The organism is Escherichia sp. HH41S (assembly GCF_009820115.1).
Classification (GTDB): Bacteria; Pseudomonadota; Gammaproteobacteria; order Enterobacterales; family Enterobacteriaceae; genus Escherichia; species Escherichia coli_F.
In genome coordinates this window covers 54185-79860 of record NZ_VNXE01000120.1, presented here as the reverse complement: position 1 = coordinate 79860, position 25676 = coordinate 54185, and the positions used below count along the sequence as shown (strand labels likewise).

Below are 25676 nucleotides of genomic sequence, written 5' to 3'. Positions count from 1 at the left end.
AAAACTTTTGCGGTCTGCCCCCGGACAGTCGTTTCCGGCCGTGGCAGTGATGCCCCTTGCGGCGAAGGTTCTCAAACAGGTGATGGTAATACCGGAGGGAACAAACGGCAGGTCCCCGCAAAACGTCAAAACCGCGGCTCCCGAAACTCAACAGATGATGGGGGCTGAAAACATCAACAGAAGGAGACACATCATGGCAGTTCGTGGAATTAACAAGGTCATTCTTGTCGGTCGCCTGGGAAAAGATCCGGAAGTCCGTTACATCCCCAACGGGGGCGCAGTGGCAAATCTGCAGGTGGCCACGTCTGAAACCTGGCGTGACAAACAGACGGGGGAGATGCGGGAGCAGACAGAATGGCATCGCGTGGTGCTGTTCGGCAAGCTCGCGGAAGTGGCAGGTGAATATCTGCGTAAGGGCGCGCAGGTCTACATCGAGGGGCAACTCCGTACCCGTAGCTGGGACGACAACAACGGCGTCACCCGTTACATCACTGAAATCCTTGTTAAAACTACGGGCACCATGCAGATGCTGGGACGTGCCGCAGGTGCACAGACTCAGCCGGAAGAGGCACAACAGTTCAGCGGTCAGCCTCAGCAGGAACCTCAGCCGGAACCTCAGGTGGAGGCCGGTACGAAAAAAGGAAGCGCAAAAACGAAAGGCCGTGGACGTAAGGCCGCGCAGCCCGAGCCTCAGCCGCCGTCTGAACCCGAGTATAACTTCGATGATGACATTCCGTTCTGATCGGGCTGATCGTGATAACCGCCCCGTCCAGTGCGGGGCATCACCGGAGAAATGAGAATGAGCGAATATTTCAGAATACTTCAGGGGCTGCCAGACGGTCCTTTTACCCGAAAACAGGCCGAAGCCGTTGCCGCACAGTACCGGAACGTCTTTATCGAGGATGATCACGGCGAACATTTTCGCCTGGTTGTCCGTAATAACGGTGCAATGGTCTGGCGTACCTGGAATTTTGAGGACGGTGCCGGGTACTGGATGAACCATGTCATCCGGGATTTCGGCATTCTTAAGTAAGAGAGGTGCCGGACGGGAACACGTCCGGCAGACATACAACCATCCCAGCTAAAGGAGAAATATATGTCAGTTACAGAGTCTAAGGCAAAAAAGGGGTATAAATCCAGCCATAAACTGTCAAAAGCACAGGAAACCGTCCTGTCTGCCCTGCTGGCGCAGACGGAGGAAGTGAGCGTGCCGCTGGCCTCACTGATTAAGTCACCGCTGAATGTGCGCACGGTGCCGTATTCTGCGGAGTCTGTCAGCGAACTGGCGGAGTCCATTAAGGGCGTTGGCCTGTTGCAGAATCTGGTCGTGCATACCCTGCCTGGTGACCGTTACGGTGTCGCCGCAGGTGGTCGCCGACTGGCAGCACTCAACATGCTGGCAGAGCGTGGAATCATTCCGGCTGACTGGCCTGTCCGCGTGAAAATTATTCCGCAGGAACTGGCGACTGCCGCATCGATGACCGAGAACGGTCATCGTCGGGATATGCACCCTGCCGAACAGATTGCCGGATTCCGCGCAATGGCGCAGGAAGGCAAAACACCTGCACAAATTGGTGATTTGCTGGGCTATTCACCCCGCCACGTTCAGCGAATGCTGAAACTGGCAGACCTTGCACCAGTCATCCTCGATGCGCTGGCAGAAGACCGCATCACCACCGAGCACTGTCAGGCGCTGGCGCTGGAGAACGACACCGCGCGTCAGGTGCAGGTGTTTGAAGCCGCCTGCCAGTCAGGATGGGGCGGTAAACCGGATGTGCGGGTTATCCGCAACCTGATTACCGAAAGTGAAGTGTCGGTGGCGGGGAACACTAAATTCTGCTTCGTGGGGGCTGATGCCTTCTCGCCAGATGAACTGCGCACCGATTTGTTCAGCGATGACGGGGAGGGTTATGTCGACCGTGTGGCGCTCGATGCCGCTCTGCTGGAAAAACTCCAGGCTGTCGCTGAACACCTTCGGGAAGCCGAAGGCTGGGAATGGTGCGCCGGACGCATGGAGCCTGTCGGTTTCTGCCGTGAGGATGCCGGAACATACCGCAGTCTGCCGGAGCCGGAAGCGGTGCTGACGGAGGCAGAAGAAGAACGCCTGAACGAACTGATGGCACGTTACGACGCGCCGGAAAATCAGTGCGAGGAATCCGACCTGCTGGAAGCAGAAATGAAGCTGATTGACTGCATGGCGAAGGTCAGGGCGTGGACGCCGGAGATGCGTGCCGGAAGCGGTGTGGTGGTGTCCTGGCGTTACGGTAATGTGTGTGTCCAGCGTGGTGTGCAGTTGCGCAGTGAAGATGACGCGGCTGACGACGCTGACCGCACGGAACAGGTGCAGGAAAAGGCCTCCGTGGAGGAAGTCAGCCTGCCACTGCTGACGAAAATGTCTTCCGAACGCACGCTGGCAGTCCAGGCGACACTGATGCAGCAACCGGACAAATCCCTGACACTGCTGGCATGGACGCTCTGCCTGAATGTGTTTGGCAGCGGGGCGTACAGTAAACCAGCACAAATCAGCCTGGAATGTGAACATTATTCGCTGACCAGCGATGCGCCATCGGGGAAGGAAGGTGCCGCATTCATGGCGCTGATGGCAGAAAAAGCCCGTCTTGCTGCCCTGTTACCGGAGGGATGGTCACGGGATATGACGACATTCCTGTCACTCAGTCAGGAGGTACTGTTATCCCTGCTCAGTTTCTGCACCGCATGCAGCCTTTACGGTGTCCAGACCCGCAATTGTGGTCACACGTCACGCAGTCCGCTGGATTCGCTGGAAACGGCTATCGGATTCCACATGCGCGACTGGTGGCAGCCGACAAAAGCGAACTTCTTCGGACACCTGAAAAAGCCGCAGATTATCGCAGCCCTGAATGATGCCGGACTGTCCGGTGCCGCCCGGGACGCGGAGAAAATGAAGAAAGGCGATGCGGCTGAACATGCAGAGTTCCATATGAAAGACAACCGCTGGGTGCCTGGCTGGATGTGTGCACCACGCCCACAGACGGATGCCACTGAACGCGCCGATAACCTGGCTGATGCCGCCTGACCGCCAGTTATAAACCATTTACTACACCGCCCCGCCGGAGACGGGGCGGCAGCAAGGGAGATACCGTGATGAAAACTGAACTGACCCTGAATGTCCTGCAGACCATGAACGCACAGGAATATGAAGATATCCGGGCAGCCGGAAGTGATGAACGTCGTGAGCTGACACACGCCGTGATGCGGGAGCTGGATGCGCCGGACAACTGGACGATGAACGGCGAGTATGGCAGCGAGTTCGGGGGCTTTTTCCCCGTCCAGGTCCGTTTCACGCCTGCCCACGAACGTTTTCACCTGGCGTTATGTTCACCAGGTGACGTCTCTCAGGTCTGGGTGCTGGTTCTGGTGAATGCCGGTGGTGAGCCGTTTGCGGTGGTTCAGGTACAGCGGCGGTTTGCACCGGAAGCCGTCAGCCATTCACTGGCACTGGCGGCGTCACTGGATGCGCAGGGGTACAGCGTTAACGACATCATCCATATCCTGATGGCGGAAGGAGGTCAGGTATGAGCGCATGTTCACAGGCACTGGTTCCCCTCAGCACAGAGCAACAGGCCGCATGGCGGGCGGTGGCGGAGACGGAAAAACGCCGCCATCAGGGAAACACGCTGGCGGAATATCCGTATGCGGGGGCGTTTTTCCGCTGTCTGAACGGAAGCCGCAGGGTTTCGCTGTCTGACCTGCGATTTTTCATGCCATCCCTGACCGCAGAAGAACTGCGCGGTAACCGTCTTCAGTGGCTGTATGCCGTCGATGTGCTGATTGAAACACAGGGCGAGGTCTGCCTCCTTCCCCTTCCCGGTGATGCGGCAGAGCGGTTGTTCCCGTCGGTGCGGTTCTGTGTCAGGGAACGCAGTCGCCATAAATCCGCGCTGGTCATGCAGAAGTACAGCCGTCAGCAGGCACGGGAGGCAGAGCAGAAAGCCCGTGCGTACCAGGCGCTGGTTGCTCAGGCTGAAATCGAACTGGCATTCCATTCACCGGAAACAGTCGGAAGCTGGCATGCCCGCTGGAGTGACCGGGTGGCAGAGCATGACCTGGAAACCCTGTTCTGGCAGTGGGGTGAGCGTTTTCCGTCACTGGCCGGAATGGAACGCTGGCAGTGGCAGGATATGCCGTTCTGGCAGGTCATCGCGGAAGCCAGTATGGCGGCAAAGGAGGCCGGTCATGTTGTCCGTGAGATGGAGCGGTGGATGGTGCCGAACAAACTCCGGGAGGTGGCGTGATGCAGAACGCCAGACATCCGAAAACACACAGGGAACTGTGTGAACTGGCCTGCCGTTTTCTCCGCAACAACGGCTTTAAGGTAGTGTTCGGTGACCGTTTTCACGCATGGACGCCCTGCGGTGAACATCCTGATGCCCTGGGCTTCCGTAACGGAGCGTCATGTCTCATTGAGGTGAAATGCTCACGGTCTGATTTCCTGGCTGACCGGAAAAAGGTGTTCAGGGCAGAGCCGGAAAAGGGCATGGGAGACTGGCGTTTTTATCTTTGTGAGCCGGGCGTGATTACCGTGGACGATTTACCGGCGGGCTGGGGACTGTTGTATGTGATTAACGGGCGGGTCAGAAAGATACATGGCTGGCCCGGAAATCATCAGTGGGTGGTTACGGTTGCAAAACCGTTCAGGGCAAACAAACAGGCTGAATGCGATTATCTGTTCAGTGCTCTGCGTCGGCTGGAAATCCGGGGCGTAACGGAGAACGGTGCAGATGCTGACAGGGTGCAGACATATGGGCTATGATGTGCCCGGCGCTTGAGGCTTTCTGCCTCATGACGTGAAGGTGGTTTGTTACCGTGTTGTGTGGCAGAAAGAAGATAGCCCCGTAGTTAATTTTTCATTAACCCACGAGGCATCCCATATGTCTGACAACATCAGGATAGCCTCTTACCGCGCTTTGCGCAAGGAGAAGAAGGCCATGAAACTACCACGAAGCTCCCTTGTCTGGTGTGTGTTGATCGTGTGTCTCACACTGTTGATGTTCACTTATCTGACACGAAAATCGCTGTGCGAAATTCGTTACAGAGACGGGGACAGGGAGGTGGCGGCTTTCATGGCTTACGAATCCGGTAAGTAGCAACCTGGAGGCGGGCGCATGCCCGCCTTTTCAGGGCTGATGCTGGTCTGACTGCACTGAAGCGCCTTTATGAAGGGACTGCCGGTTTGTCCATTTTACGGCAGTCCCTTTTTCCTTACTGGCATTGTGCGGGCATGAACAACCAGACTGCCAGGAAGGCCGTTTCCCTTCGGGAACGGGGATGAACGCGCGCCTGCGGCGCCCGTTCTTCTCCTCCGCCTTCTCTGTTTATGGCCAGTTGTCAGAAATGACATTACTTTTCCCGTGATTATTCTCTTTTTCTTCCTGCTCTGATTCTGACTACTGCAGTGTTGTCCTGTCTGCCGGGCGCCCCTTCGGCTCCCGGCTGCCTGGCGGCATCCGGTCGTCAGGCCCGACTCCGACAGGCAGCTGCTGGCGCACCCGCCAGTCTCCGCCGAACCCGCTGGCGCGGTTTCGGGCTGTCGCTACGGTCCGATGCGTGAAAACCCCGGGCTTGCAGCGACCGTTCCGGTCGCGCCGCCTCTGTCGCGCCGTGGCCTGCGCTCCTGGCATCCCGGCAAAAGGCCGCCGGGATGTAAGGCGCAACGCCGTTTCGCGCACGCGCTCTTCGTCGTTGCGGCGGGTCCCTGCCCGTTGTTGTATCCGGTGCCCTGCACCCGTTTAAGCCCCTGTCGCCGGGGGCAAAGACAGCCACAACCGTCTCCGCCAGTCCAGGGGTGAAATGCACATCCCACAAAAGTTTTTGCCCAAAAGCCGGCAAAAACTTTTGCGGTCTGCCCCCGGACAGTCGTTTCCGGCCGTGGCAGTGATGCCCCTTGCGGCGAAGGTTCTCAAACAGGTGATGGTTAATACCGGAGGGAACAAAGAGCAGGTCCCCGCAAAACGTCAAAACCGCGGCTCCCGAAACTCAACAGATGATGGGGGCTGAAAACATCAGATGCAGGAGGAATTATGAGCGCATTTTCTTTTAACACCACTTATCAGCCAACCGGTGATCAGCAAAAAGACGCAATCGCACAAATCGACATCATGCAGAGTCGTGCTGTTCAGGCAAATCTTGCATATCAGAGCAGCCAGGATGCGGAAACGCTGATGAAACAGTTAAGGCAAATCAATGATGAACTGGGGGCGTTGTTGGACAGCGTGGAAAATCACACGCCAGTTATCAGAAAAAAAGCCAGTGATTTGAGTGCACTGATGATGCTTTTCAGCCAACAGGCCGGTCAGCCATGACCAGTCCGGTGTGATGATTCCCCCCCTCCCTGATTGTTGTCAATTTGTTAATAATCAGGGGGTAAGCGAAAAAATTTTTGACTTATTTTTTCTTTCAGCGAGGAGTGAATATTATGCGACTGGCTTCCCGTTTTGGCCGATATAATTCCATTCGCCGTGAGCGCCCGTTAACGGATGACGAATTAATGCAGTTTGTGCCGTCTGTTTTTTCTGGTGATAAACATGAATCCCGGAGTGAGCGTTATACATATATCCCAACCATCAATATCATCAATAAGTTACGTGATGAAGGTTTCCAGCCGTTCTTTGCCTGTCAGAGTCGGGTTCGTGATTTGGGGCGTCGCGAATACAGTAAACATATGTTACGTCTTCGCAGGGAAGGGCATATTAACGGGCAGGAAGTTCCTGAAATTATCCTGCTTAATTCACATGATGGTTCATCCAGTTATCAGATGATCCCCGGAATTTTTCGTTTTGTCTGCACAAATGGCCTGGTGTGCGGGAATAATTTTGGTGAAATCCGCATTCCGCATAAAGGCGATATTGTCGGGCAGGTTATCGAGGGAGCATATGAAGTGCTCGGTGTCTTTGATAAGGTCACTGATAATATGGAGGCAATGAAAGAAATTCATCTTAACAGTGACGAGCAACATTTATTTGGCAGGGCTGCACTGATGGTCAGGTATGAGGATGAAAATAAAGCGCCAGTGACGCCTGAACAAATAATTACTCCCCGTCGTCGGGAGGATAAACAGAACGATCTCTGGACGACCTGGCAGCGGGTTCAGGAGAATATGATAAAAGGTGGATTATCGGGAAAAAGTGCCTCCGGTAAAAATACAAGGACAAGAGCCATTACTGGCATTGATGGTGACATCCGAATCAACAAAGCATTATGGATGATTGCCGAACAGTTCAGGGAGTGGAAGTCATGATAATATAAGTAAAGCCCCGAAAGAATTTTTCGGGGCTTTACTTATATTATCATTCTGCGGCATTGCTGTGTCGTCTGATATGCCTCAATTTCATCAACTGACTTTCCGGTCGTCTGTAAATATTGTGCCCGCAAAAAATGGTCTGGCAGGAGGCTGCGCAGTTACCGGGTATATATAAGATGGGTTCCCGCTTCGCGGGGCTTCGGCCAGTCAGCATTATCACTCATATGATATTTTTGTGTGTGGCCTTCCATGTCGCTGTCGCGGCATAACATCTTTCAGTACCCTCGTTTGTTCTTTATATTGCGATAAATGTTCTGTATTTTTGTAGCATAAATTTTTCTGCGTCGTTCCTGTTCCTCTGTGTTGCGAAAACCGGCATTGTAAGCACCGACAGCCCGCCACGTTACGCCCCACTTTTTGAACGCTATTGCCAGGTAATACGCACCGGTATAAATATTCATGCACGGGTCTGTAACCAGGTGTTCCGGTTTTATTCCGTAACGTGACAACTCCTTAAAATGCTGGGAGTCGATTTGCATCAGGCCGGAGCCATATCCCGTAACAGGGTTAATGCCGATAGCATTAACCCTGTTACGGGATTCATGCCATGAAATCGCTCTCAGTAAATCGGGATCTATTTTGTAATCTCTGCCAGCAAGTTCAAAACAGTCAGAGGAATATGTATTTCCTGCAAACATTATGAGGATAATGGCGATAATCTTATGCATGTTTTTACTATTTATAGCGTCAATACTATGGAGTGAGCATGCCATTTTTGCGCTTTACAGGCAATGCCCCGAAATTCCGAATCAGCCCCGGGATGCTTTTTGCCTCATCTCTCCTCTGAAAGTATTTTCCTCACACATCACGCAAAACTATGTTTTGCATGATTTATCTTTAGAATCAGTGCATTAAAATTATTTCATGTGGCAAAGTTTACGATTTTCAGTCATATGCAGCACCGTAACAGTGCTGCTTTGTGGCTGGATCAGGCACTGTAAGCAGCACTATTACAGTGCTAATTCTTATTAATCATAATGTTACTAAAATACAGGCACTGTAACGGTGCCTGTTACGGTGCTGGATTGTGGCTGGATTTTGCCTGTACGGTGCTGCTTGCAGTGCCTGATATTGGTGCTATAGTGCCTGTTATGGTGCTGCGGTGCTGGATCAGGCACTGTTGCTTGTTTTTTAAACGGTGCTGCATCGGGCACTGTAATTTTGTAGCAGGAAATATTTAATGCCGAGACAAAATGTTTATATGAAACAAAAAACACTTGATGGTATTCGTCAGCTTGTTGATGAAAGACTGGCTGAAGGAGCCACTCCGGCTGATGTTAATATGTCAAGTGTCTGTTCCGAATTGCTGGAGACAGGATTACGCGTTGTACAGCAATTAAAAAAGCGTGAACAGGAAGAGGAAAAAAATGGCGGGTTAACTGATGAGGAATTGTTTCGTAAGCGACTTCTGGAAGAATGTATGAAGAGTCGTCTTACCACTCAGGCTATTCTTAATTGTATGTTTGATTTAACAGAAATAAAGTCGGATTCGCGTCATAACTATCATGAGATGATTTCGAAGTTTAAGCAGGAAATAAAGGAGTCGTTGCAGGAGTTTTTTCCTGAAAAAGAATGAGAGATATTGAACCTGTAAAAGGTGTTTGATAAAATTTGCATTGAAAAAAATAGTTGGCGATATCTGACTATTTTTAAAATTTAACTGAGTCGCCCTGGCAGGGGAATAGCACTCCCGCTACCAGGGCTAACCACAATCTAGCCACCTTTGGAGGAACTAGTTATGGCTAAACACAACTCTATTGATCTACCTGCTGGATCTCAAGATCTTTCCTCACATTTTTATCAATATCATCGCCAGACAGGCGGTATCTGGTACATTAAAAATAGCAATGGACAATTTTTAGATTGCAGTAATGATTTTCTGCGCGTTTTTTGTTCCCTGAATGATGTAAGTCAAGATGAGTTTTTACAGAATCAGCCTGGAAATTTATTCGGTTTTTACGATAGGAAGCTAAAAGAGTATGAAAGTCTTACTATTGCGGAGAATAAAATAAAAATATTGTTGGTTTCACTCTTATCTATAGACAGGACGTGTCCCTATATTTGCACATTAAAACCATTTCTCGACGGTGTATATGTAAAAATTGATACTTTACATTTTCTCGGGACAGAGAGGAAAATAATAGATGCGATATGCAACATCAATAAGAAAAATATTAGTGAATTATACAAACACCAACGATTCTATGGTGTTAATCCTTTCTTGGATCTTGATCCTGATGATTGGCTTGTCGCATGGTTAATGTCTGCCAGAGTGTCACAAAGAAGTATCGCTGATTTTATGAATGTTAATGTAAAAGCGATAGAAAAAAGAGCTTCAACAATATATACGCATTTGATTGTTGAAAATTATGAAAACTTTATATTGCTTTCTGATTTATATCAATGGAGTAAATTTATTCCGCCACGCATATCTATGTCTCCAGTATTAAATGAAGTTTGCTTGATATAAATCAAAAATGTTCGACAATTGTCCTGCTAGCTAAAATGTTTTTTTTATGAAATCATTCCCTCTCAGTTATCTGAGGGGGTTTTATGTCAGAAGCAAAGAAGAAAAAAAGTGTCGTTTCAGTAACACTTCTTCTTCGTCGGGAAACTAATGAAAAACTTGTTGCTGCTGCAAAAGCAGCAGGACGATCAAAGAGCCTGGAAGCGACATTACGTCTGACTCAACATTTGAATTCTGTTCCTGTTCTTGGAGAGAACAGTTACTGGGAGATCCTTTTACCAGAAGACAAGTGATTTTCTGTTTTCTCTAAAACTGTATTTACACATTTTCTCCGTAGCGGGAGTTTAAATATCAGCAATACTCTTTTGTCTTTTGCGGAGAAAGAGCTTCTTTTGCATTTGTCATGCCCTGTTATTTACGGGCAGGAATTTTTGCGCCCCGCAGACCGTATTTCCCGGTCACGATCGGATTTGCACCCGAGGGCGGTAGCGTGTCTGAAGCAGTCCGGAGTTTCATTCTGAATATCCACTCCCGGGTATTCAGAGGGTAATTCCGCTCATATAACTTTTTATTGTCCGTTAAAGAGGAATTTATATGGCTGAAATGGCTGTTTTAAATAATGTCATGGCAACGTCTGCGAAAAAACGTAAGCCGGGGTTGTTGTCACGTTGTTTGGCTGTTGTTAATAAATCAACTGCCAAAGCCCTGGTAAAATATGTGGCTGCGCCGCTGGCTCTCTGGCTGGCGGCACAGGGAATGGCACAGGCAACGGACCTGGCCTCAGCCGGTAAAGCGGACGTCCAGGCGACTTTTGGTAAGGACTCCACGATGATGTACTACTTCATGGTCGCCGAAGTGTTCCTGGTCTTTATGCTTTATCTGCGTAACCACAACCCCGCCACCTTTGTGTTTATCCCGGTATTTATCGTGGTGACCAAGGTTATCTTCACCATGATCGGTGGCTAATTATCAGGAGATGACGGTATGCGTGATGACGTGGAAGAACGTTATATCTTCCCTCAGACGCTGACCGAACAGAAACGCCTCATCGGGATCCCTCTCGATGAGGCTACCGTTGGACTGACTCCACCGTGCATCGGGATTTACTTCAACCAGAGTCTGGCCGGTTTGATTGTCGGGCTTCTGTTCTGGTTTGCGTTAACCCACTTCAAAAAGGGAAAGGGGACGTCCTGGCTTTTTAATATGTGTTACTGGCATCTGCCGGGACTGAACAGTCAGTTTAAAGTGCTGCCGGAGTCATGCCGGCGACTGTGGTTAAAATAAGGAGACGTTTATGGATCTGAGCGCACATCGCTCAGCCCTGAAGTTCACATCCCTGACGTTTGTCATCCTGTTGTTTTTTCTTGGTCTGAGTCTGGCCGCTAATGTCCTTGCCTGGTTACGAATTGAAGATCTGGCGCGGGGGCAGAAAGAAACCTACATCCCCATGTTCTTTAATCAACCGTTTTCGCTGTCCCGTAATGTGGCTGATGCCAGCTATCTGCAGCAGGTGGCGGAATCGTTGATGTTCCTGCGACTTAATGTCACGCCAGAATCAGTAAAAGCCCAGCATCAGGCCCTGTTGCGTTATTTCGATACAACAACTCGCCCTCAGATGAAAGAGATTCTGGACGGTGAAGCCAGCCAGATCATTACCAACAACGCCAGCTCTGCGTTTTATATGACCGGAATTGATGTGTATCCGAATGCCGGGGTGGTGGATTTCAGGGGAACGCTGAAGACGTGGATTGGACGGCGTGAAGCATTGCCGGAAGAAAAGGCATACCGGCTGGAACTGGGTTACAGGGACGGGATGACAACGATCCGGTCATTTAAGGAACTGGTGAATGAGAAAGAAAAACCAACGAAATAAATGGCAAACACTTCCGGGAATGGTCGCATTGTTGTGTGGTCTGGCCGGTAACGTACAGGCCGCACCGGTGGCACAGAAACCCGTACAGGTTCCTGTGTCGCCTGATGCACAGGCTCGTATTGCACTGAGCAACACACAGCCTAACCTGCTGGTTGTTCCGGGTGACCGTATTGTGGGTGTTGACAGTGCGCAGGGAACCTTCACGAATACCGGAGAGTACGGACAGACAGGTATTGCAAATGGCGGGGTGATCCTGATGACGGAGAAAACCGCGCCCTTCACGTTTTATATCCGTACCGAAGGTGGCCTGGTGGTCTCCGTTATAGGGCAGCCTCAGGCCCGGGATGGGCGGGTGGTACATCTGATAAGTGAGCGGCCGGTTCGCCACCAGGCTGCTGCCGCCTGGGAGCGCAGTCATGATTATGTGGCATTGCTGGTTGATGTACAGAGGACGCTGATGAAAGGCGATACTCCTCCGGGATATGTCTTTTCTCCGATCGTGGCCGCGCCGGTGTTCTCACTGCCTGCCGGACTGGTCGCCCGGGCAGACGGCATGTGGAGTGGCGATCTTCTGCGGGTATATCGCTACCGGATAAGTAACAGGCAACAACATGCGGCAGTGTTATCTGAATCTCAGTTCAGTGCGCCGGGTGTGCGCAGTGTGGTGATTTATCCCCGTGCAGAAACCCTGTTACCCGGAGCGACCACCGATGTCTGGGTGATGGTCGGACAGACGGAGGCGCGGGATGGCTAATATCAATCAGCTGGTTCGTCGTAAACAAAACCTCAGAATGGCGCTTATTGGTCTGGGGATCAGTGCAGTGGGTGGGGCCGCCTGGTATCTGTCTTCCGCGCAGCATGCAGGAAAAGCAGCGCAGGCGCAGCAGCAAAAAGCACCGCCGCCCAATATGACCGGTGTGGTCTCACAGACTTTTGATAAAAAGGTGTCTGACGCGGCGGTTGCAGATATCCAGCATACCGCCAGTGAGGCGGAAAAGAAGCTGAAAGCGTTTGAATCCCGTCTGGCGAAAATGGAACAACGGGAGCAGGACTACCGGGCCAAAATTGAAGAGCAGGAGAATGAGCTGGCTATCCTGCGGGCCGAACAGGAGGCGATGAAAGAAAACAGCGCACCGGAATTACCCGCCGGGCAACCTGCACCTTCTTTTGGCCCGGGCGCGGCTGTTCCACCTCCAACCACATTTTACCCGCCGGGCAGTGGTAATGAGAGCGTAAATCTGGCACCAGTCACGCAGTATCAGGTGACACCAAAGCCTGAGAAAGGTCTGTCCTCAATGACCGTGGATTATGGTGAAAAATCTGCTGTCAGCAATAAACCACCTCTGCCTTATATCCCGTCAGCCAGCTTTGCGCCGGCGGTTGTTATTGAAGGGGCCGATGCCAATGCCTCCGTCACCGGTAACAGCGATCCGTCCCCGATGCAGTTCCGCCTGACCGGCCTGGTCAGGATGCCCAACGATAAAACGTATGATCTGACAGGCTGTATGGTCACTGCCGGGGCCTATGGCGATATCTCCAGTGAGCGGGCGCTGATCCGTACCGATCGTCTTTCCTGCCATAAAAACGGGCATGTGATTGATATGCCTTTTAAAGGCCATGTTTCTTTTAAAGGGAAGAACGGTATCAAAGGTGAGCCGGTCATGCGTAACGGCAAAATTATTGGCTGGGCATTTGCAGCCGGTGCCGTGGATGGTATTGGCAGCGGTGTGGCCAAAATTGGTCAGGAAACCCCGGGAGCGGGGGCTGTGGCCTCGGTTTCCGGCAGTTCAGTGATGAACAGCGCGCTGGGTGGCGGGGCATCGCAGGTCGGTAAAACGCTGAGTGATTATTACATCAAGCGGGCAGAGCAGTATCACCCGGTCATCCCTGTAGGGGCAGGAACGGAAGTGACGGTGGTATTTCAGGAAGGTTTTCAGCTGAAGTACACGGACGAGGACAAGGCATCCACGCCAGCGCGTCAGGCGAAAGCGGTGGTGGATAACGGTATTCAGGTATCACAGCAGATGCTGCAGGAACTTAATCTCGGGGATACGGTGCCTGCCATACAGACGCCCAAATAACGGAGAAAGAAATGAAGATTCTGTATCTGACACCCGCTGCACTGGCTTTATTGCTGAGTGGTTGTGCGGGAATGAAGAGTGAATTTGACTGTAATGCCACAGCCAGTAACAGCTGTATGACAATGGATGAGGCGAACAATAAAGCCCGCTCAGCCACTGAACGTTCTGAAGCAACAAAACAGCCCTCGCTTCCCCGCCTTGCCGCTTCCGGTTCGCAACCCTTAACCAGAACCGTCTCTTTTGCCGTAAAGACACCTGCAGGAGTATCGGATTCAGTGGCGTCACCGGCATCGTCCCGGGCATCAGGAAACACAGCGACGGGGAGTCGCATTGTTCCTGACGGTGACAGTACACGCCAGAAATCCCGGCGTGTGACGCAGGAGCCTGTCCGGTTACAGGCAACAACAGCCCGGATGTGGATTGCCGCCTGGACCGATGAACAGGATGTATGGCATCAGCCGTCACTGGTGGCCTTTGAGGTCACGCCGTCGCGCTGGTTACATCAGCAGGGGGATAAAGGGTGAGCAGGGAAAGACAACCTGAACAGCAGGAGGTAAAAGGCTGGCAGGTATTACTGTCGCAGCTGCTGGGTGGCTGGAAAACGCCGGATGGCAGCCAGCAGGCGCAGCAAATCCTGGATGAAATGGATTATCCGTCTTTCGCCAGTCTGCTGCCGTACCGCCGGTATGATCCGGACAGTGAGTTGTTCATTAATGCCAGAACGGCAGGGTTTATCCTCGAGTGTGCGCCGTTATCCGGTGCCAATGAGGCCATCAGTAAATCACTGGATTACTTTTTACGGGATAAAATCCCCCGTAAAGTTCCGCTGACATTCATGCTGGTTGGTTCTCCCTGTGTGCGTCCGATGCTGGAGCGTGGGCTGGCTGATTTCCGCTGGAAGGGAAAGCGGGCAGATGAATTTAATGCCATTACCCGCGCCTATTATGAACGGGCCGCCCTGACAAAATTTGCCAATAAAAAAGGCTATCCGCTGACGCTGCGCCATTACCGTCTGTTTGTCTCGTATGCGGAAGAGGTCAGCAGCCTGACGGAACAGAAGAAAACGGAGCTGAACCAGGTGGCCAACCGTGTAGTGGCTGGTCTGGCTTCTGCCGGCCTGTGGTCGACGCGGGTGGATAAACACGGGCTGGTTTCTCTGGTGCGCGAACTGGCTAATTTCCGACATGGCAATACTGAACCCCCGGGCGGGGATGTGGCGGAGTTTGAGCCGCTGAATACAGAATGTATTGACCGTTCCCTGCGGCTGATGCTGCATCCGGATCGCATTGAACAGAGCCTGCAGTCACAACGTGGTGGTGAACGTGAGCGCACACGCATTCTTAATTTCATGCTGGAAAAAAATCCCGAGAAACCGTATGCCCTGTGGCAGATGGGGGACAATATCAGCAACGTCACGGACCCGCTGTGCACCATTTCCTGCCCGTTTGTAATGACGCTGGCGCTGGAAGTAGAGGAGCAGGCCGGCACCCAGCGGGAGGCTAACCGCAAGTTTATCCAGCTGGACAAAAAGGCCAACTCCCCCTTTGCGAAGTTTGTACCGTCGGTGAAAAAGCAGGCTGCGGAGTGGGGCGGACTGCGGGAATCCCTCAGCACCAACCAGGATTCACTGGCGCGTTTTTACTTTAACGTCACGCTGTTCTGTGAAGACAGGGATGAAGTGGCGCTGGAAACGGAGATGACGGTGCTGAACACCTTCCGGCGTAACGGGCTGTCAATGTACATGCCGGAGTTTATGCAGCTGCGTAATTACCTCTCCGTCTTCCCGTTCATGATGCCGGAAGGGCTGTGGAGTGATATCTGCCGTTCAAATGCCATCCAGCGGGCGCGGGCCAGCAATGTGGCCAATATTCTGCCGGTGGTGGCGGATAACCAGGTCTGCCTGCAGGGGCTGCCCATACCGTCTTACCGCAACCAACTTTCTTTTTTGAACCTGTTCGACCGTAATGCGGGGCTGGATACGGATAACAACAACCTCTCCGTCACCGGTACCTCCGGGGGCGGTAAGTCATTCCTGATGCAGGGCATCATTCGCCAGGTGCTGGACAGCGGTGGCCGGGCCTGGGTGTTTGATATGGGGGACTCCTACAAGGGGCTCTGCCGTAATGTGGGCGGGGTGTATCTGAATGCCCTTGACCTGCGTTTTAACCCCTTTGCCAACATTGTTGATATTAAAGAGTCCGCCGAGAGTATCCGTAACCTGCTGGTTGTGCTGGCCAACCCGTCCGGTGACTGCGATGACACCTTTATGTCGCTGTTGCTGAAGGCGGTGCAGGAAGTCTGGGATCGTAAAGAGAATGAGGCGCTGATTGACGATATTGTGCAGTTCATGCAGGAGGCTATTCAGCAGCCGGAATACCGTGATACCACCACCGTACGTGCGCGCATGGAAGAAATCATTGTTGGTCTGGACAAGTACTGCTCCTGGGGAATTTACGGTGCGTACTTCAACAGTAAGAAACCATCACTGGATGACAATGTGCGGTTCTCCGTGCTGGAGATGGGGGAGCTGAAGGACAAGCCTGACCTGCTGGCTGCAGTGATGTTCTCGATGATGATTTATGTCGAGCAACGGATGTATCTCTCTGACCGTCAGCAGCCAAAAGTCTGTCTGATTGATGAAGCCTGGAAACTGCTGTCGAAAGATAACAAGCGTGCTGAAGACTTTATTGAGAACGGTTACCGCACGGCACGTAAATATAACGGTGCCTACATCACCATCACTCAGGGGATTGAAGACTTCGACGGACAGAAAGCCAGTGGTGCAGCCAAAGCCGCCTGGGCGAACTCTTCCTTCAAAATCATCCTGCGCCAGAACCGTGATGCGTTCCGTAAATACTGCCTGGATAACCCGGAGGCCTTTAACCGCTTTGAGCGGGAGGTTATCGAGGGCTTTCCGGCGGCACGTAAGGCGCATTTCAGTGCCTTTATGCTGCGTTACGGGGGGCAGACATCATTCCACCGTCTGTTGCTCGACCCTATCAGTCGTGTCATGTTTTCATCCGACGGTGAGGATTTTGACTACCGTGAAGCCGGACTTCGTGCCGGTAAAGATATCCACGACATCATCGGAGAGCTGGCCTGGCGTAAATTCCCGCAGGAAATGGAGACACTGACGGAATGGATAAAACACAATCACTGATTTCCTCTGCCGGTACACCGGAAAAATCCCCCGCTAAATGCTCCCGTCGCCGTCGTTATCTGAAGTCTGTCGCCGGTGTGGTGGCGGGCATAATCGTGCTGAATGCGGGGGTATCCCTGTTACTGACAGAGTGGCGCCAGCCGGTCATGGTCAGTTTTGATATGGCCGGAACCGTGAACAGTTTTATGTCACAGGCTGCGGCGCAGGCACTGGATGAAGCTCAGATAAAGGCGCTGACTGCACGTTTTAACCGTGCACTCTCTGACAGTCTGACGGCATATCAGCGTGATCACCGGGCCGTCATTATTGTGGCGCCGGCCGTTGTGGGTGGCGCAGAAGATATTACGGCAGAGATTCAGCAGTCAGTGGCTGCACGTATGGCGGAAGGGAAGTGAGTATGGCAGATGAAATCGAACGTTTTCAGTCTCATCAGGCGATGCTGGAAGCCGATCGCATACAACGTATCCGGCAGCAGTTAACGGGCATCAGTGCCCTGTTCTGCGATGACTGTGGTGCGCCGGTCCCGGCAGAGCGTCGCCGGCTGATACCGGGTGTGCGGAAATGCGTGGGGTGCCAGGAGGTACAGGAGATTCAGGCCCGCCATTACAGGAGGTGGCAGTGAAGTGGATGTGGTGCGGGTTGCTGATAAGCCTGCCGCTGGCGGCGAAGGATCTGGGTGTACAGGGTGATCTCTGGCCGGTGCAGGAGCAGAGCATGCTTTCCCTGATCCATCAACGGCTGGAAAGCATGGAAGCCAGCGGGCAACTGGCAGAGATGCAGACGCAGTTTAAGGAACGGGTGGTGCAGAACACGCTGCGTCCGAAGCCGGTGGAGGGGCTGCAGACAGATACCCGGTCGCACACACACCGTGTTGATCCGACAGTGAGCGTGACAGCAGATATGGCAGATCAGAACGGTCGCATTTTTGCCCGTAAAGGACAGCGTATTAACCCGCTGGATACTGTGTCATTAGCCGGTCCGTTGTATTTTCTGGATGCGGATGATGAACGACAGGTGGCATGGTTTAATCAGCAACCGGCAGAACTGAACCGTAAGGTGATACTGGTCGGGGGAAATATCCGTGATGCCACAGAGGCGCTGAACACGCGAATTTATTTTGATCAGGATGGCACCCTGAGCCGTCGCTTCGGGCTGACCTGGATACCGGCAGTGGTGCGTCAGGACGGGAGTTCACTGGTTGTCACATCGGCAGCTATGCCGGAGGGAAAATCGTGATAAGAAAGACGCTGACAGCCGCTTTGATTGCGCTGGTGCTGTGCGCCGGAAATGTGCTGGCAGAAGACAAGGATAAAATGTGTGACGGGAATTTTGTTAACCCGATCAGCGATATCTGCTGGGAGTGCATTTTTCCGATGAGCATCGGAGATGTTTCGGTCTTTGACGGTGATGCACCGGATACGGATAACCCGTCCATGCCCCTGCAGATTTGTCCTCTGGTGCCGGTTGGTTACCGCATCGGCATGGCGATCGGGTACTGGGAGCCTTTTGCGCTGACGGACGTGACCCGTTCGCCGTACTGCATGGTTAATCTGGGCGGCTTCAATATTCCGGTCGGAAAAGTCGGTGCTGGTAATGCAGGACAGGAAGACAGACCTGTGGCAGGTGGTTTTTATCATGTGCACTGGTACAAATACCCGCTGACATACTGGCTGAATATCATTATGTCGATTGCCTGTCTGCAGCGTGGTGATCTGGATATTGGGTATCTGTCTGAACTTGATCCGACCTGGGATGATGATGCGCTGTCGTTAATTCTTTCACCGGAAGCTCTGGTGGTGGCTAACCCGATTGCACAGGGGGCCTGTGCCGCAGATGCGATTAAAACGGTGAAGGGGAAACCCATCAATGCGTTGTTCTGGTGTGTCGGTTCTCACGGCAGTCTGTACCCGTTTACCGGTTTTATTTCAGATGAATTCAGCCCACAACAGTCGTCGGTGCTGTTATCGGAGCGTATGGCGTTCAAACTGCATCGTCAGGGGATGATCCTGAACAGCATCGGTGAGGATCAGAAAATCTGCAGGGAATATTACTCGCCGATTATGCCGAAAGACCGTTTTCGCTATCAGATGGTGAACATGCACCCGGATACGAAAGCCTGTCACCCGTTCGGGCGAACGGTGATGGCCTGGGAGGCCGGTCATGCGTCCCCCAATACCAAAAAGAACTACGGCTACCTTATCTGGCGCAAGCGCAATTGTGTGTTCCTGTGAGTGAAAAATATGACAGTAAAAACGATACTGAAAAATTGATATCTGAGGATGATTTTATGATCGCAGAATATGATAAAGAGCGATTCAGTAACAGAATCAGAGGTGAAGTTCATATTAGTGCGGATATCCGTGTCAGTAATTTCATTACAGAAGGCGCAGTTTATGTCACGGTAACTGAATCATCCCTGTACGAGCGAATCTGTCAGTATGCTTTTCAATATGGTGAAGATTTACAGGGGATGTTCAGGAATGAAAAATATGAATATATGTCCTGCTTTGTACGGAATGTGGCAGCATTCAGAACTGAATTTGAAAACGAAGAAATACTAAAGCCTCTTTTTAGTCATGATAAAGGTGAAACCGTTGAGTTTGTTATCAGTTTCCCCGAGATATGCTATCAGGAAGACAGAAATTATCGACATTCATATAAAAAAGGCTGAATTTAATTACCGTAATCAGAAAGGAAGTGTCAATGGAAAATATTCCGTTTTTTCGCAGGACATGCTCTGCTGCCAGGTATGTTGTTGCCTGTGTTCTGCGTGGGCTGTCCTGGTGTCTGATGTACACTATTATTCTGCCGCTGGGCACGATGGCCTTGATGGCTCTGCTGGTTTTATGGAAGGACAATACCACGCCGGGAAAATTACTGGCTCAGGAGATCGAATATGTAAGAGACAGAACACCAGCCGGACTATATCCGGTCCGATACTGTACGGATAATCTTGGTTCTGATTTGGCAATGCCTCCGTCTGTAACGTGTGGTTTTCGCCGGGGAGATGCGGCAGAGTATGCCAGGGAGACTGACCGTTCACTGATGCAACGAGGCTCTGCATTATGGGCAATACTGGCACTGGTATATGCTTCACTGGCGCTGTTCACCAGAAAAGACCCGGAGAACAAAAAACGTATCTGTGTTGCAAGCGCAGATAAATGTCTGAAGGATGTGTATACGGAAGATGCTTCCTTGTTGGAAAAAATCAGGAAATGCCATGTTTATTTCCCTGAAGACAGAACAAACAGAAACAACGGAGATAAAAATGAACACGCGTAATATTAATGTTATTACTTGCCGTTCTGTGTTGGATAAAACCGTATCAGATAATTTTATTCATGCTGTTCTCAGTAACTGCACCACAAGAATAATTCTTTCTGCACCTAAGGAATTCACTCCTGAATCGTTGCCGCACAATTTTAATATGGCCGCTGTTGGTGTGATGAAGAACGGTATGTCGAGGAGTTTATTTTCTTCTTCGGGAAATACAGCAGTCTTCGGACAACCCGGTGCAGGAAAAACGAATCTGATGGTCGAATTCATTTCTTCTGTTGTGGGGAATAATAAAAAAGGAGAAGTGAAGTAGCCTGAGTTTAACGAACTGAGGAATATCTCCCCGGTAGCCTTCAGGATAAAACATTGTCAGATGATTGCTTAAAAAAGAACAAACAGTGATATCCGCTATTGCCAGTACACCTCACCCTCTGCTTTTGACTGTTTTCCGTGAATTTTAATCAGGAGTATTACTGTGTGGAAGATTGTCTCTGTCTGCAGCATAGCCATGACCTGCATGCTGTCTCCCGGCATTGTCTGTGCTTCGCAGGACAGTGCGGCTTTTATTGAATCCCTGCGTGACCAGAACGATATGTTGCGCCGGCAGGCCACTGTACCGGAATTTCTGCAGCAGTCGGTGCCCGGGAAACATAACGATGCGTGGATACAGAGTCTGACCCGAAAATCACAGCAGGCATCCGCCCGCAGTAAAAAAACACCGCGTGCGCTGTATTTTTTATCGTTTTCCATACCGGAAGAAGGCCTGATTCGCATGCTGCCGGAGGCCAGGGCGCTGGGTATCCCTGCACTGGTTAACGGACTCATCGACAATGATTTCCGGAAAACAGCAGAGGCCGTATTCCGTATTACCCGGGAGAAAAATACCGGCGGTGTTCAGATAGACCCGATGCAGTTCGCAAAATATGGCATCACATCCGTGCCGGCACTGGTGGTGACCTGTGGTGAACGGTATGACCTGATTCGCGGCAATATCCGCCTGAAAGCGGCGCTGGAGCGGGTGGCGAAGGAAGGAGAGTGTGCCCCGGTGGCTGAGGCGATTCTCAGGGAGAGTGAACGATGAAGCGGGTTATCGTGATGATGCTGGCAGCACTGACCACCTTCGGAACGGGATTGCAGGCCAGTGATAAATACAGTTCAGGGAAGCAGTTTGCGGACAGCCTGAAGGGAAATGGCTCAGGTGTCCTGAATAACTTTAATCCGGGAGAGGTGATTCCCGGCTATACCGAAAATCCGCCGGAATCAGCGCATTACGGTGGGGTGACATCATCAAACTCAGCCAGCCTCGAGAGCGCAGGTGCCAGCGCCCTGAATAATTCGGAAGTGGGAAAACTGACGTCAGAAGTCATCATGAATCGCCCCAAAGACCCCATTTCCATGGATGCGCCATTTATCAGTGGTGGTTTTGATGTCCAGGATAAAGCCGATATCGTCACGAACGGCACGTATGACAAATGTGAAACCGTGAATGTCAGTAAAACGGAAATCACGTCGCATGTCTGTGAACGAACGCCGGCGGCGGAACTGACCTGCACTCGCAAGGCCAGCATAAAGGATAATGTTGTCCGGAAAACAGTACGCAGAACTTACCAGAAGGTTGTCACGCTTGATTACAGCACTACAAACTGGAAATGGAACGGTGCACTGAGTATCCCGGAAAAGGGACGACTGCTGCACGTTGCCGTTGATGGTGAGCGTCTGATTATTCCCTGGAACAGCAACTGTAACCGGGAAAGTATTTCAGAGAAGTGTAAGGCCTCTGTCAGAGAAACCATCAGTTTTATGGGGCGGGACTTTCCTGTCGACGTTGTGGTGTATCCCCGCAGGGATGCCATCTGTACAGGAGGGCAGAACTCACACTGCACATATCATGTGCGGGATGGATGGGGGCGGATTCATCAGGCTTTTGATACGGATATGCAGGTTTCAGCCGGGCAGTCATTCCCGGTGATGAAGACATCAAAGACCTTTGAATTTTTAAAAAACATGGCCTCTGTGCAGGTGACAATAACACTGACTCTGGATGTTGAGGTTACCGAACATAAGCCTTCTGTGGAGTGGGTGGAAACCTGCCCGTTTAATAAGGCTGAAGAAGTCCTGCAGGGAAGTCAGTGCACGGAAGCCGGAGGGAACAGGACGATTAATATCGACGGGAAAACCTATACCGTTTACAGCGACTGCTGGGCCTGGAAAGACACGTATCTGAAACAGGAAGCGGATAACGGCAGTTGTGATGTGTATATGAAGAATCCGGCCTGTACGGCATCGCGCGTGAACTGCCAGGAAAAGAGTGGCAGCGCCTGTCTTCAGGAAGAAGTGACCTTCTCCTGCGAGAAAAAGGTGACCGGTGAAGCGCAGTTATGCAGTGGCCAGCTGGTTTGTGCAAACGGTGAATGTGATGCCATTGAAAACAATACGTCTGATGGTTTCGGTAAGGCTGTTTCGGCGCTGGCTGCGGTGACAGCGGCCGCAAAGGATGTGGCTGCCATGAATGATGTGAATGTCCGGGCATTCACCGGTAAACCAGTGGAGTGCCGGATGGCCATTGCCGGATTCAGCAACTGCTGTAAGGACTCCGGCTGGGGGCAGGGCATTGGTCTGGCACACTGCGACAGCGAAGAGAAGGCGCTGGGAAAAGCCAAAGAGAAACTGCTCACCGTTTATGTCGGCACGTACTGCTCGAAGAAGGTGCTGGGCGTGTGCCTGCAGAAGAAGAAAGCCTACTGTCAGTTTGATTCGAAACTGGCACAGATTGTTCAGGCGCAGGGGCGTAAAGGGCAGCTGGGTATCGGCTTTGGCAGCGGTAAGCATCCTGACTGCCGGGGCATCACGGTGGAAGAGCTGCAGTCGCTGCGGTTTGACCGGATGGATTTCAGTAACTTCTACAGTGACCTGAACGCTGGTACCACCATTCCGTCAGACAGCGAACTGGCTGAACGTGTGAAAGAGCAGGTTGCTTCGGCGCTGCAGCAGTCCGCAGGAAAGGGGCAGTAACATGAAGTCTGCGATGCTGTATCTGGTTGCGACAATAAGTCTGCTGGTATCCGGTCAGACAGTTGCGCAACGTGAACCGGTCCGCACTTATGTGGACGAACCGATAGTGGGCTGGCACTGGTACAACGAACCTCAGAAACAGGATGAGGCGGAAACGCCGCCACCGGCCACTGTTCCCCTGACATCTCTTCCTCCGACAGCACAGATGAAGGTCCTTCAGCGAATGACGGAGGAGCGGCTGAATACCGCCATTCTCTACCCGACAGTGGAGAATTTTACGGCCTACATGAAGATGCAGAACTTCTGGACCAGCCAGGCCAGCCGTTTCAGTGCTGTGGCCACCAAATCCCTGCTGATGCATCCGGAGCTGGATTACAACCTGCAGTACAGCCACTACAACAGCACGGTTCCGCTGCAGCTGCAGGCTGACCAGAACCGTCAGGTGGCTGCCATTCGTCAGCTGGCCAGTCAGTACGGGCTGTTCTTCTTTTACCGGGGGAATGATGCACTGGATGGTGAGCTTGCAAAGGTGGTGCAGCGTTTCTCTGACGAATACAACGTTGCGCTGATTCCGGTCAGTATGGACGGTGCCCGGAGCGAGGCGCTGCCGCAGACGCGTCCTGACAGCGGTCAGGCTCAGCGGCTGGGCGTGACGCATCTCCCGGCACTTTTCCTGGTTGAACCGGGGGCAGAGCGTTACCAGCCGCTGGCTTATGGCTTTATGACGCAGGATGACCTGATGAAACGGTTTTTAAGTGTGGCGACAGATTTTGCGCCACGGTCGTGAAAAACATTTATTTTATCCGGATGGAGATTTTTCTTATGAGTAAGAAATTATGTTTGTCGACTTTATTCTGTGTATCACTTATTTCATTTTCAGCTGTCAGTGCCGGAAATAACACGGATAAATATACGGGAGATTATCTTCAGAAACTGTCCGGTGTTCAGCCGGATATCGCCAGTGTTGCGTCGGATGTTGTGAGTGCAAAAAAACAACGCTGTAATACCAGTGTGACAGTGGAGGAAATTAAAAGAATTATTTCACAGGATAAATCATTTCATCAGTTACTGGAAATAAAAAGTGCCGGACATGGCGGAAATAAACATTATCAGAAAGTCCTGGAAAATATGTGGAAAGAATGTGAGAGGCAATAAATGGAGAGATATATGACTCGCGAACGTTTTACTGAAAATCTGCTGATGTACCCGGGAATGGCGCTGATGGTTGCCTCCGTTATCTGGTTTTATCTGGTCGGTCTTCTGTCCCTGCCTGCAGAGGCTGTCAGCGATGAACTGGCATATGCCCTGTACCAGATGACGCTGGTTCGTGATGCACTGGCGATATTTGTTATCGGGGCGACGCTGGGATTATCCGGTCTGGGGCTGGCTGCTTTTCATGCCTGGAAGAAATGGCATGCAGCACCGGCAGGAGAACAGTGACATGTGGAAGCAGGTCCTGACGGGCGTGTTGCTGATAGCTGCCGGTGCACAGGCGTCCACGCTGGAAGAACTGCGCCAGCTTGAAGCGCATAAGACAACGCCGGGTAAGGCCAGCCAGATACAGGCAGTTGCCACTTCTTCATCACCTGTGGCTCCTGCAGCCCCTGAACGCCGGGATTACCGTCTGCCGGACGGACGGGTAGTCAATCTGAAGAACTACAAACTGGTGTTGTTCATGCAGTCACGCTGTGGTTACTGCCAGCAGTTTGACCCGTTACTGAAGCGTGTAACCGCACAGTTGGGGCTGGATGTTTTCCCGTATACCCTGGACGGTATGGGCGATGTGTCTTTTCCGGATGCCATTCCGGCAACAGAAGCTGTGATTCGTGATATGTGGAGCAATATGCGACCGGTGACCCCGGCAGCGTTCCTGGTGGAAGTGAATACCCTGAAAACACTGCCATTGCTGTATGGCATTGTGGATGAGCAGACGCTCAGGCAGCGTATTGATGAGGGGCTGGGATTTGCGAATGCTGCCGGAACGGGAGTAAAGAGTAAAACAGGAAGTGAAAAATGAGAGCCATGAGTGAAAAAAAGAAGGATATGCAGATCCGGATATTCACGGAAAAGCTATGTATCGTGTTGATAATATGTGGAGCCATGTTTCTGATCGCTGGCTGGATAAGTGACTGGTTATGGCAGGGAATGTTTGCGGCAATATATGGGCAGCATACCGGCGATACAGGGATCGCTGGCATGGCTACTGACCCTGTTATTATCGGGGAATATGCAACACTGAAACCTCGCATCAATCTGGTGATGTACCTTATTCCCTGGACTTTCTATGCACTTGGTTGCGGTGCTATTGTGACAGGTGTTGCGGGACAGTTACTGGATATTACGTATGAAGGGATTTGTCGTATCTTCAGAAAATTGAGGGCAAAACAGCACGTCAGCCGGTAATACCGCAGCGTGGCAGTTTTAAGCTCACCTTCTTCCATTTCTTACCTGATTAATTCCTTACCATT

At 51.7% G+C, this 25676-nt stretch carries 35 protein-coding genes and 3 pseudogenes; 36 read left to right on the top strand and 2 right to left on the bottom strand.

Annotated features, from left to right (window positions below):
• The 9 genes and pseudogenes from FQZ95_RS26880 to FQZ95_RS26640 form a co-directional block, all read left to right on the top strand.
• Positions 1 to 168, top strand: a pseudogene (locus FQZ95_RS26880) (single-stranded DNA-binding protein); the annotation flags it as partial.
• Between the two features lie 25 nt (positions 169 to 193).
• Positions 194 to 742: a single-stranded DNA-binding protein gene (locus tag FQZ95_RS24155; RefSeq protein ID WP_160530816.1), complete on the top strand. Its 549-nt coding sequence runs from the start codon at positions 194 to 196 to the stop codon at positions 740 to 742.
• Between the two features lie 57 nt (positions 743 to 799).
• Entirely contained in the window at positions 800 to 1033 is a 234-nt protein-coding gene (locus FQZ95_RS24150; RefSeq protein ID WP_001705780.1) for a DUF905 domain-containing protein, read from the top strand.
• A 63-nt stretch (positions 1034 to 1096) separates the two neighbouring features.
• On the top strand, positions 1097 to 3055 hold the full coding sequence (locus FQZ95_RS24145) for a ParB/RepB/Spo0J family partition protein (protein WP_160530814.1): 1959 nt from the start codon (positions 1097 to 1099) through the stop codon (positions 3053 to 3055).
• Positions 3056 to 3123: 68 nt separating this feature from the next.
• Positions 3124 to 3558, top strand: a complete 435-nt coding sequence (gene psiB / locus FQZ95_RS24140; protein ID WP_000845922.1) for a conjugation system SOS inhibitor PsiB — start codon at positions 3124 to 3126, stop codon at positions 3556 to 3558.
• Positions 3555 to 4274 carry a plasmid SOS inhibition protein A gene (locus FQZ95_RS24135; RefSeq protein ID WP_160530813.1) on the top strand — a complete coding sequence of 240 codons (720 nt, stop codon included), beginning with the start codon at positions 3555 to 3557 and terminating at the stop codon, positions 4272 to 4274. Before psiB ends, FQZ95_RS24135 begins: the two co-directional genes overlap by 4 nt.
• Positions 4274 to 4792 carry a hypothetical protein gene (locus FQZ95_RS24130; RefSeq protein WP_001178554.1) on the top strand — a complete coding sequence of 173 codons (519 nt, stop codon included), beginning with the start codon at positions 4274 to 4276 and terminating at the stop codon, positions 4790 to 4792. Before FQZ95_RS24135 ends, FQZ95_RS24130 begins: the two co-directional genes overlap by 1 nt.
• A 186-nt stretch (positions 4793 to 4978) precedes the next feature.
• Positions 4979 to 5059 (top strand): annotated as a pseudogene (locus tag FQZ95_RS26645) (DUF5431 family protein); the annotation flags it as partial.
• Complete coding sequence (locus FQZ95_RS26640) at positions 5028 to 5126, top strand: Hok/Gef family protein (protein ID WP_233329041.1); 99 nt, start codon at positions 5028 to 5030, stop codon at positions 5124 to 5126. The pseudogene FQZ95_RS26645 and the gene FQZ95_RS26640, both read left to right, overlap by 32 nt.
• A 461-nt stretch (positions 5127 to 5587) precedes the next feature.
• Here the strand turns inward: FQZ95_RS26640 and FQZ95_RS24120 are convergent.
• Positions 5588 to 5802: pseudogene (locus FQZ95_RS24120) on the bottom strand (hypothetical protein); the annotation flags it as partial.
• Between the two features lie 27 nt (positions 5803 to 5829).
• Between FQZ95_RS24120 and FQZ95_RS26220 the strand changes: the two are divergent.
• The 3 genes from FQZ95_RS26220 to FQZ95_RS24110 all read left to right on the top strand — a co-directional run bounded on the left by FQZ95_RS26220 (position 5830) and on the right by FQZ95_RS24110 (position 7276).
• The gene (locus FQZ95_RS26220) at positions 5830 to 6036 is read left to right on the top strand and encodes a hypothetical protein (protein WP_032217498.1); all 207 of its coding nucleotides are present in this window, start codon (positions 5830 to 5832) and stop codon (positions 6034 to 6036) included.
• Positions 6037 to 6059: 23 nt separating this feature from the next.
• Positions 6060 to 6341: a hypothetical protein gene (locus tag FQZ95_RS24115; RefSeq protein WP_160530811.1), complete on the top strand. Its 282-nt coding sequence runs from the start codon at positions 6060 to 6062 to the stop codon at positions 6339 to 6341.
• Between the two features lie 113 nt (positions 6342 to 6454).
• Positions 6455 to 7276, top strand: a complete 822-nt coding sequence (locus FQZ95_RS24110) for a DUF932 domain-containing protein (protein ID WP_160530809.1) — start codon at positions 6455 to 6457, stop codon at positions 7274 to 7276.
• A 278-nt stretch (positions 7277 to 7554) separates the two neighbouring features.
• Here FQZ95_RS24110 and FQZ95_RS24105 read toward each other — a convergent pair whose 3' ends face one another.
• Positions 7555 to 8007 carry a transglycosylase SLT domain-containing protein gene (locus FQZ95_RS24105; RefSeq protein ID WP_001469955.1) on the bottom strand — a complete coding sequence of 151 codons (453 nt, stop codon included), beginning with the start codon at positions 8005 to 8007 and terminating at the stop codon, positions 7555 to 7557.
• Positions 8008 to 8519: 512 nt separating this feature from the next.
• Here FQZ95_RS24105 and traM point away from each other — a divergent pair.
• From traM to FQZ95_RS23985, 24 genes are all read left to right on the top strand, one after another.
• On the top strand, positions 8520 to 8915 hold the full coding sequence (traM, locus tag FQZ95_RS24100; protein ID WP_001137965.1) for a conjugal transfer relaxosome DNA-binding protein TraM: 396 nt from the start codon (positions 8520 to 8522) through the stop codon (positions 8913 to 8915).
• A 162-nt stretch (positions 8916 to 9077) separates the two neighbouring features.
• Positions 9078 to 9809 carry a hypothetical protein gene (locus tag FQZ95_RS24095; protein ID WP_097311404.1) on the top strand — a complete coding sequence of 244 codons (732 nt, stop codon included), beginning with the start codon at positions 9078 to 9080 and terminating at the stop codon, positions 9807 to 9809.
• 83 nt (positions 9810 to 9892) lie between these two features.
• Positions 9893 to 10099: a TraY domain-containing protein gene (locus FQZ95_RS24090; protein WP_001287348.1), complete on the top strand. Its 207-nt coding sequence runs from the start codon at positions 9893 to 9895 to the stop codon at positions 10097 to 10099.
• Positions 10100 to 10400: 301 nt separating this feature from the next.
• Positions 10401 to 10772: a type IV conjugative transfer system pilin TraA gene (locus FQZ95_RS24085; RefSeq protein WP_097311405.1), complete on the top strand. Its 372-nt coding sequence runs from the start codon at positions 10401 to 10403 to the stop codon at positions 10770 to 10772.
• An 18-nt stretch (positions 10773 to 10790) separates the two neighbouring features.
• Entirely contained in the window at positions 10791 to 11090 is a 300-nt protein-coding gene (gene traL, locus FQZ95_RS24080; protein ID WP_001204091.1) for a type IV conjugative transfer system protein TraL, read from the top strand.
• A 10-nt stretch (positions 11091 to 11100) separates the two neighbouring features.
• On the top strand, positions 11101 to 11679 hold the full coding sequence (traE, locus tag FQZ95_RS24075; protein ID WP_000365869.1) for a type IV conjugative transfer system protein TraE: 579 nt from the start codon (positions 11101 to 11103) through the stop codon (positions 11677 to 11679).
• Positions 11654 to 12433, top strand: a complete 780-nt coding sequence (gene traK, locus FQZ95_RS24070; RefSeq protein WP_063101347.1) for an F-type conjugal transfer protein TraK — start codon at positions 11654 to 11656, stop codon at positions 12431 to 12433. The genes traE and traK overlap by 26 nt, the downstream gene beginning before the upstream one ends.
• On the top strand, positions 12426 to 13760 hold the full coding sequence (gene traB / locus FQZ95_RS24065) for an F-type conjugal transfer pilus assembly protein TraB (protein WP_053272771.1): 1335 nt from the start codon (positions 12426 to 12428) through the stop codon (positions 13758 to 13760). Before traK ends, traB begins: the two co-directional genes overlap by 8 nt.
• A gap of 11 nt (positions 13761 to 13771) precedes the next feature.
• A complete protein-coding gene (gene traV / locus FQZ95_RS24060) occupies positions 13772 to 14284 on the top strand; it encodes a type IV conjugative transfer system lipoprotein TraV (RefSeq protein WP_097311406.1) in 513 nt (170 codons plus the stop codon).
• Complete coding sequence (gene traC, locus FQZ95_RS24055; protein WP_097311407.1) at positions 14281 to 16920, top strand: type IV secretion system protein TraC; 2640 nt, start codon at positions 14281 to 14283, stop codon at positions 16918 to 16920. The genes traV and traC overlap by 4 nt, the downstream gene beginning before the upstream one ends.
• Complete coding sequence (gene trbI, locus FQZ95_RS24050; RefSeq protein ID WP_000361873.1) at positions 16899 to 17315, top strand: type-F conjugative transfer system protein TrbI; 417 nt, start codon at positions 16899 to 16901, stop codon at positions 17313 to 17315. Before traC ends, trbI begins: the two co-directional genes overlap by 22 nt.
• A gap of 2 nt (positions 17316 to 17317) precedes the next feature.
• Positions 17318 to 17542: a TraR/DksA C4-type zinc finger protein gene (locus FQZ95_RS24045; RefSeq protein ID WP_000752802.1), complete on the top strand. Its 225-nt coding sequence runs from the start codon at positions 17318 to 17320 to the stop codon at positions 17540 to 17542.
• Positions 17539 to 18156: a type-F conjugative transfer system protein TraW gene (gene traW / locus FQZ95_RS24040; protein WP_097311408.1), complete on the top strand. Its 618-nt coding sequence runs from the start codon at positions 17539 to 17541 to the stop codon at positions 18154 to 18156. The genes FQZ95_RS24045 and traW overlap by 4 nt, the downstream gene beginning before the upstream one ends.
• The gene (gene traU / locus FQZ95_RS24035; protein ID WP_201794336.1) at positions 18156 to 19151 is read left to right on the top strand and encodes a conjugal transfer pilus assembly protein TraU; all 996 of its coding nucleotides are present in this window, start codon (positions 18156 to 18158) and stop codon (positions 19149 to 19151) included. The genes traW and traU overlap by 1 nt, the downstream gene beginning before the upstream one ends.
• Complete coding sequence (locus tag FQZ95_RS24030) at positions 19148 to 19591, top strand: hypothetical protein (RefSeq protein ID WP_001291976.1); 444 nt, start codon at positions 19148 to 19150, stop codon at positions 19589 to 19591. Before traU ends, FQZ95_RS24030 begins: the two co-directional genes overlap by 4 nt.
• 32 nt (positions 19592 to 19623) lie before the next feature.
• Positions 19624 to 20202: a conjugal transfer pilus-stabilizing protein TraP gene (gene traP / locus FQZ95_RS24025; RefSeq protein WP_000427934.1), complete on the top strand. Its 579-nt coding sequence runs from the start codon at positions 19624 to 19626 to the stop codon at positions 20200 to 20202.
• Entirely contained in the window at positions 20189 to 20509 is a 321-nt protein-coding gene (locus tag FQZ95_RS24020; RefSeq protein ID WP_172903205.1) for a conjugal transfer protein TrbD, read from the top strand. The genes traP and FQZ95_RS24020 overlap by 14 nt, the downstream gene beginning before the upstream one ends.
• Before the next feature lie 162 nt (positions 20510 to 20671).
• Positions 20672 to 21277, top strand: coding sequence for a type-F conjugative transfer system pilin assembly protein TrbC (gene trbC / locus FQZ95_RS24015; protein ID WP_244565143.1), 606 nt, complete (start codon positions 20672 to 20674; stop codon positions 21275 to 21277).
• Positions 21274 to 23208, top strand: coding sequence for a type-F conjugative transfer system mating-pair stabilization protein TraN (traN, locus tag FQZ95_RS24010; protein WP_160530807.1), 1935 nt, complete (start codon positions 21274 to 21276; stop codon positions 23206 to 23208). The genes trbC and traN overlap by 4 nt, the downstream gene beginning before the upstream one ends.
• 1 nt (position 23209) lies before the next feature.
• Positions 23210 to 23995, top strand: coding sequence for a type-F conjugative transfer system pilin assembly protein TraF (gene traF / locus FQZ95_RS24005; RefSeq protein ID WP_001401966.1), 786 nt, complete (start codon positions 23210 to 23212; stop codon positions 23993 to 23995).
• A 35-nt stretch (positions 23996 to 24030) separates the two neighbouring features.
• Positions 24031 to 24363 (top strand): hypothetical protein, encoded by a 333-nt coding sequence (locus FQZ95_RS24000; protein ID WP_097311412.1) that lies wholly within the window; start codon positions 24031 to 24033, stop codon positions 24361 to 24363.
• A gap of 12 nt (positions 24364 to 24375) precedes the next feature.
• Positions 24376 to 24648, top strand: a complete 273-nt coding sequence (locus FQZ95_RS23995; protein WP_061330027.1) for a hypothetical protein — start codon at positions 24376 to 24378, stop codon at positions 24646 to 24648.
• 1 nt (position 24649) lies between these two features.
• Positions 24650 to 25225: a type-F conjugative transfer system pilin assembly thiol-disulfide isomerase TrbB gene (gene trbB, locus FQZ95_RS23990; RefSeq protein WP_097311413.1), complete on the top strand. Its 576-nt coding sequence runs from the start codon at positions 24650 to 24652 to the stop codon at positions 25223 to 25225.
• Positions 25226 to 25230: 5 nt separating this feature from the next.
• On the top strand, positions 25231 to 25611 hold the full coding sequence (locus FQZ95_RS23985; RefSeq protein WP_227645584.1) for a hypothetical protein: 381 nt from the start codon (positions 25231 to 25233) through the stop codon (positions 25609 to 25611).
• Positions 25612 to 25676: the final 65 nt, after the last annotated feature.

Bases quoted from the DNA above. Each gene is read 5' to 3' on its own strand.
- trbB (WP_097311413.1), top strand. From the start codon at position 24,650: ATGTGGAAGCAGGTCCTGACGGGCGTGTTGCTGATAGCTGCCGGTGCA.
- traE (WP_000365869.1), top strand. From the start codon at position 11,101: ATGGATCTGAGCGCACATCGCTCAGCCCTGAAGTTCACATCCCTGACG.
- FQZ95_RS24145 (WP_160530814.1), top strand. From the start codon at position 1,097: ATGTCAGTTACAGAGTCTAAGGCAAAAAAGGGGTATAAATCCAGCCAT.
- FQZ95_RS24095 (WP_097311404.1), top strand. From the start codon at position 9,078: ATGGCTAAACACAACTCTATTGATCTACCTGCTGGATCTCAAGATCTT.
- FQZ95_RS24155 (WP_160530816.1), top strand. From the start codon at position 194: ATGGCAGTTCGTGGAATTAACAAGGTCATTCTTGTCGGTCGCCTGGGA.
- FQZ95_RS23995 (WP_061330027.1), top strand. From the start codon at position 24,376: ATGACTCGCGAACGTTTTACTGAAAATCTGCTGATGTACCCGGGAATG.
- traB (WP_053272771.1), top strand. From the start codon at position 12,426: ATGGCTAATATCAATCAGCTGGTTCGTCGTAAACAAAACCTCAGAATG.
- FQZ95_RS26220 (WP_032217498.1), top strand. From the start codon at position 5,830: ATGCACATCCCACAAAAGTTTTTGCCCAAAAGCCGGCAAAAACTTTTG.
- FQZ95_RS24000 (WP_097311412.1), top strand. From the start codon at position 24,031: ATGAGTAAGAAATTATGTTTGTCGACTTTATTCTGTGTATCACTTATT.
- FQZ95_RS24150 (WP_001705780.1), top strand. From the start codon at position 800: ATGAGCGAATATTTCAGAATACTTCAGGGGCTGCCAGACGGTCCTTTT.
- traM (WP_001137965.1), top strand. From the start codon at position 8,520: ATGCCGAGACAAAATGTTTATATGAAACAAAAAACACTTGATGGTATT.
- FQZ95_RS23985 (WP_227645584.1), top strand. From the start codon at position 25,231: ATGAGTGAAAAAAAGAAGGATATGCAGATCCGGATATTCACGGAAAAG.
- traN (WP_160530807.1), top strand. From the start codon at position 21,274: ATGAAGCGGGTTATCGTGATGATGCTGGCAGCACTGACCACCTTCGGA.
- FQZ95_RS24090 (WP_001287348.1), top strand. From the start codon at position 9,893: ATGTCAGAAGCAAAGAAGAAAAAAAGTGTCGTTTCAGTAACACTTCTT.
- traF (WP_001401966.1), top strand. From the start codon at position 23,210: ATGAAGTCTGCGATGCTGTATCTGGTTGCGACAATAAGTCTGCTGGTA.
- traL (WP_001204091.1), top strand. From the start codon at position 10,791: ATGCGTGATGACGTGGAAGAACGTTATATCTTCCCTCAGACGCTGACC.
- traV (WP_097311406.1), top strand. From the start codon at position 13,772: ATGAAGATTCTGTATCTGACACCCGCTGCACTGGCTTTATTGCTGAGT.
- traK (WP_063101347.1), top strand. From the start codon at position 11,654: ATGAGAAAGAAAAACCAACGAAATAAATGGCAAACACTTCCGGGAATG.
- FQZ95_RS26640 (WP_233329041.1), top strand. From the start codon at position 5,028: ATGTTCACTTATCTGACACGAAAATCGCTGTGCGAAATTCGTTACAGA.
- FQZ95_RS24020 (WP_172903205.1), top strand. From the start codon at position 20,189: ATGAACACGCGTAATATTAATGTTATTACTTGCCGTTCTGTGTTGGAT.
- FQZ95_RS24115 (WP_160530811.1), top strand. From the start codon at position 6,060: ATGAGCGCATTTTCTTTTAACACCACTTATCAGCCAACCGGTGATCAG.
- trbI (WP_000361873.1), top strand. From the start codon at position 16,899: ATGGATAAAACACAATCACTGATTTCCTCTGCCGGTACACCGGAAAAA.
- traP (WP_000427934.1), top strand. From the start codon at position 19,624: ATGGAAAATATTCCGTTTTTTCGCAGGACATGCTCTGCTGCCAGGTAT.
- FQZ95_RS24135 (WP_160530813.1), top strand. From the start codon at position 3,555: ATGAGCGCATGTTCACAGGCACTGGTTCCCCTCAGCACAGAGCAACAG.
- FQZ95_RS24105 (WP_001469955.1), bottom strand. From the start codon at position 8,007: ATGCATAAGATTATCGCCATTATCCTCATAATGTTTGCAGGAAATACA.
- FQZ95_RS24110 (WP_160530809.1), top strand. From the start codon at position 6,455: ATGCGACTGGCTTCCCGTTTTGGCCGATATAATTCCATTCGCCGTGAG.
- psiB (WP_000845922.1), top strand. From the start codon at position 3,124: ATGAAAACTGAACTGACCCTGAATGTCCTGCAGACCATGAACGCACAG.
- FQZ95_RS24085 (WP_097311405.1), top strand. From the start codon at position 10,401: ATGGCTGAAATGGCTGTTTTAAATAATGTCATGGCAACGTCTGCGAAA.
- FQZ95_RS24130 (WP_001178554.1), top strand. From the start codon at position 4,274: ATGCAGAACGCCAGACATCCGAAAACACACAGGGAACTGTGTGAACTG.
- FQZ95_RS24045 (WP_000752802.1), top strand. From the start codon at position 17,318: ATGGCAGATGAAATCGAACGTTTTCAGTCTCATCAGGCGATGCTGGAA.